Genomic DNA, 368 nt, shown 5'->3' with positions numbered 1-368 from the left:
CGCCGAGGCCACCGAGGACCTGATCAGTGATGCGCAGGCCCTCGTGTCCGCGCTCGCCCAGCTCGCCGCCGCAGCCTCGGTGCTCACCGTGCTGCACCCGTTGCTTTTGCCCCTGCTCATCCTCGCCGTCGTTCCCAAGGGAGCGGCCGCCATCACCACAGCGCGCATCCACCACCGCGCCGACTACCAGAGCATCAGCGACAGCCACCTGCGTTTCCTGGTCCGCCACTACGCGACCGGCCCGCGCAGCGCCGCCGAGGTCCGCGCCACCACCATGGACGGCTACCTGACAACCTGGTACCGGCAGATCACCGACCGCATCAAGGCCGCCCATCGCCGCGCCGCCCCCCGCATCCTGCGCGCCACCC

The 368-nt window shown here is 71.5% G+C and carries 1 pseudogene; it reads left to right on the top strand.

Annotation, left to right across the window (positions count from 1 at the left end):
- Nucleotides 1-368 (top strand): annotated as a pseudogene (locus IH50_RS0137065) (ABC transporter ATP-binding protein); the annotation flags it as partial.

The sequence above is a fragment of the Streptomyces sp. NRRL S-37 genome (assembly GCF_000721605.1).
GTDB lineage: Bacteria > Actinomycetota > Actinomycetes > Streptomycetales > Streptomycetaceae > Streptomyces.
The sequence above is the reverse complement of the archived record's forward strand: the minus strand, read 5'-3'. Positions and strand labels throughout refer to the sequence as shown.